At 67.4% G+C, this 2,862-nt stretch carries 2 protein-coding genes and 2 pseudogenes; 3 read left to right on the top strand and 1 reads right to left on the bottom strand.

What is annotated here, in order from left to right:
* Positions 1-168: 168 nt before the first annotated feature.
* A pseudogene (locus ACIBNA_RS44970) lies at positions 169-689 on the bottom strand (replication-relaxation family protein).
* 598 nt (positions 690-1,287) lie between these two features.
* Between ACIBNA_RS44970 and ACIBNA_RS44965 the strand changes: the two are divergent.
* From ACIBNA_RS44965 to ACIBNA_RS44955, 3 genes and pseudogenes are all read left to right on the top strand, one after another.
* Positions 1,288-1,571 (top strand): annotated as a pseudogene (locus ACIBNA_RS44965) (IS1380 family transposase); the annotation flags it as partial.
* A 58-nt stretch (positions 1,572-1,629) separates the two neighbouring features.
* Entirely contained in the window at positions 1,630-1,962 is a 333-nt protein-coding gene (locus ACIBNA_RS44960; protein WP_399171281.1) for a glyoxalase superfamily protein, read from the top strand.
* 333 nt (positions 1,963-2,295) lie between these two features.
* The gene (locus ACIBNA_RS44955) at positions 2,296-2,754 is read left to right on the top strand and encodes a GNAT family N-acetyltransferase (protein ID WP_399171279.1); all 459 of its coding nucleotides are present in this window, start codon (positions 2,296-2,298) and stop codon (positions 2,752-2,754) included.
* Positions 2,755-2,862: the final 108 nt, after the last annotated feature.

Below are 2,862 nucleotides of genomic sequence, written 5' to 3'. Positions count from 1 at the left end.
GATGGGGGTCCCCCCTTGCTCGAGCGAAGTCGAGAGCTTGGGGGAGTCGACAACCGACGACAACGCCGCAGAGGTGCGTGCCAGACCCCGCGTCCCCGGCGTGATCCAAACGACAGGCCCTAGGACGACGTGCAGCCGCGGGAAGGTCGTAGAGCGGGTGTAGCGGTGTCACTGCCAGAACGGGTACGTCGTACCGATCGTGCCGCGGGCGCCTTCCCAGACGCGGTGCCCGGCGTAGCGCTCGTAGTCCCAGACCTCCTTGGCGAGGCGGGCCTGGGACATGGTGCCGTTGTCGAGCTCGAAGAGGCGGACCTCGCTGGTCTTGGTCGGCAGGGCGAGGACGGCGTCGGTGTTGAAGCTCAGGCCGGTCTCCTTGATGGCGTGGTTGACCTCCACCTGCCAGTCGGTCAGGTGCTTGCGGCCGCCGTAGGCGAGGATCATGTCCGTCACCGCGACGCCGTGCGGACCGAACCCCGCCTTCACCGCCTTCACTCCGGTGCCGGCCTTCGGGCGGGAAGGCAGCTCGTTGCCGTCGGCCAGAGCCTTCTGCCCCGCAGGGTCAGGTTCCAGATCGGGTGCCGCCCGTCCTTGCCATTCGTCTCCGCCAGCCCCAGCTCCGCCAGCTTCTTCATCGCCCTGCGCGCGTACGACCGCCCGTCGGCATCCTCCGCTGTGATCACCTGAGCCATCTGCCGGACCGTCGCTATCCGCACGCACCCCGGCATCCGCAGCGCATCGGCCCGCACCTTGGCCGCAGGGGTGGACTTCTTCCCCTTCACCGACGTCTCAGGGGAAGGGAGAGAGGCGTCAGCGTGCCGGGAGGCCCCCTGGCGGGCGGTGTGAGCTGCGGTAGATGGGTACGACGTTGGAATCGCTCGCGGCACTGGACGCGGCACTGGATTCCGGGCCGCCCGGCGGGCGTTCAGCACCCCTTGAACAGGTGGGGCGCGGCTCCTGCTCAGGCTGCCGGGCGCTGCTGTACGTCATGAGAAGGCTCCTCACGCAGATGGCGCGGGGCTCCGGACAGAATCCCGCCGTCATTTGCTAGAGGTGTGCTGGAAGTCGACGGTGTGACATTCCGCCGGGTGCCGTTACCGAGCCGTGATCGTCGCGGACGGCTGTGACTTCGATCGATAGGTGGCCCCACCGAGTCCTGTCCTTCTATCCTCGCGCTTTCACGAAGCGTGATGTCCGACGGGTGGTCAGACAAACGAAAAGCGCCTCTGACCAGCAAGCATGAGCATTGTCGAGGTCCTTGGTCCTGCCACCGCGGGAGGCACTTCGCAGGTGAAGAAACGTATCGGTCCTACCCGCGTGTCCTCGTCGAGGGTGGTGGCCTCGCAGGAGGGAGGCGTCCCGCTGGTCGAGACGGGCAGTAAGACCGGGCTGGACCAGGCGATATCGGTGGCTCAGGCGCCGTGGTACAAGTCGCGAGCAGTGCACGATCCGGGGAAGAGCTGCTGGACGTGGCCTTGACGGTCGCGCTCGGTGGGGACTGCCTGGCCGATGTAGCCTGCCGCGGGCCGAGCCGGCCGTGTTCGGGTCGGGTGGCCTCCGACCCGAACACGGCCAGCTGACTAGTGCCGCATCAGGCAACGTTCGCCCTGGGCGGTCTGCGACGATGGCTCCATGGACGAGGAAGTCATTCCCATTCTTCGCGTCGAGGATGCTGCGGCGGCGGTCGCGTGGTACGAGCGACTGGGCTTCGCCAAGCAGTGGGAACACCGCTTCGAACCGGGACTTCCCACGTTCGTGGAGGTCGCCCGGGGCGGGGTGCGGTTGTTCTTGTCGGAGCACAAGGGAGATGCCCGCCCTGACACGTTGGTCTACGTCCGCATTCGTGATGTCGAGGCCATCGCCTCCGAGTTCGGTGTGCAGGCGAAGGACGCTCCGTGGGCGCGTGAGATTGAGCTGCGCGACCCTGACGGCAACCGGCTTCGGATCGGCACGCCGACGGAATGACACTCGCTGGCAGCGCGCGGCAGACAAGCTGTGCTAGTGGCTGAGCGAGTACGCGTCCGCGAGATCGATGACGATGAGGGGCAGCGCCTGCTGCGGATCATCCACCGGGGCAGCGGGTTGGGCCTGAGTGCCGAAACTGACGGTCACGGCGTCCGTCTCAGGCGCGCCAGCTCAACTCCCTCGCCGGTGTACCCGGGGGCTCGCGACAGCGTCGCACGACATGGCTGACCCGCACGCGGCTCCGTCTGGCATCCGGTGGGGCCGTCCCCGCCGCGCGAGCGGCGTGATCAATCCAGGTGCAACCCGCGAGCCCTGCCTCATAGCCTCGGCCCCATGACTGACCAGGCACTCGTCCCCGACGACTTCGTCGTCCCCGCGGACCTGATCACCCCGCAGTTCCGTCTGGAGCCTCTGGGACCCCAGCACAACACCGCCGACCACGCCGCCTGGACCAGCAGCATCACGCACATCCGCGCGACCCCGGGCTTCCAGGACCGAGAATGGCCTCCTGCGGACGGGATGGCCCTGGAGGCGAACCTCGTCGACCTGCAGCGTCACGCGGACGACTTCGCTCAGCGCCGCGGATTCACCTACACCGTCATCGAGATCGCTAGTGGCGAGGTGATCGGTTGCGTCTATATCTATCCCTCCCGCACCGACGACCATGACACCGACGTCCGCTCCTGGGTCCGTGCCGACAGAGCCGAGCTGGACGCGCCCTTGCAAGCGGCCGTCACGACCTGGCTGTCCACGAACTGGCCCCTCGGAACCCTCAACTATCAGCCCCGCTGACAACCATGTGGTCCAGGGCCCATGCGTTCTCAGGAGGTGATCTTGAGGAGTGCGGTGGCGTGGTCGGGGCGTGACCGGTAGTGGTCAGCTGCGGCGGCGATGTTGTTC

This window comes from Streptomyces sp. NPDC050164 (assembly GCF_044459945.1).
Classification (GTDB): Bacteria; Actinomycetota; Actinomycetes; order Streptomycetales; family Streptomycetaceae; genus Streptomyces; species Streptomyces coeruleorubidus_A.
The sequence above is the reverse complement of the archived record's forward strand: the minus strand, read 5'-3'. Positions and strand labels throughout refer to the sequence as shown.

Bases quoted from the DNA above. Each gene is read 5' to 3' on its own strand.
- ACIBNA_RS44960 (WP_399171281.1), top strand. From the start codon at position 1,630: ATGGACGAGGAAGTCATTCCCATTCTTCGCGTCGAGGATGCTGCGGCG.
- ACIBNA_RS44955 (WP_399171279.1), top strand. From the start codon at position 2,296: ATGACTGACCAGGCACTCGTCCCCGACGACTTCGTCGTCCCCGCGGAC.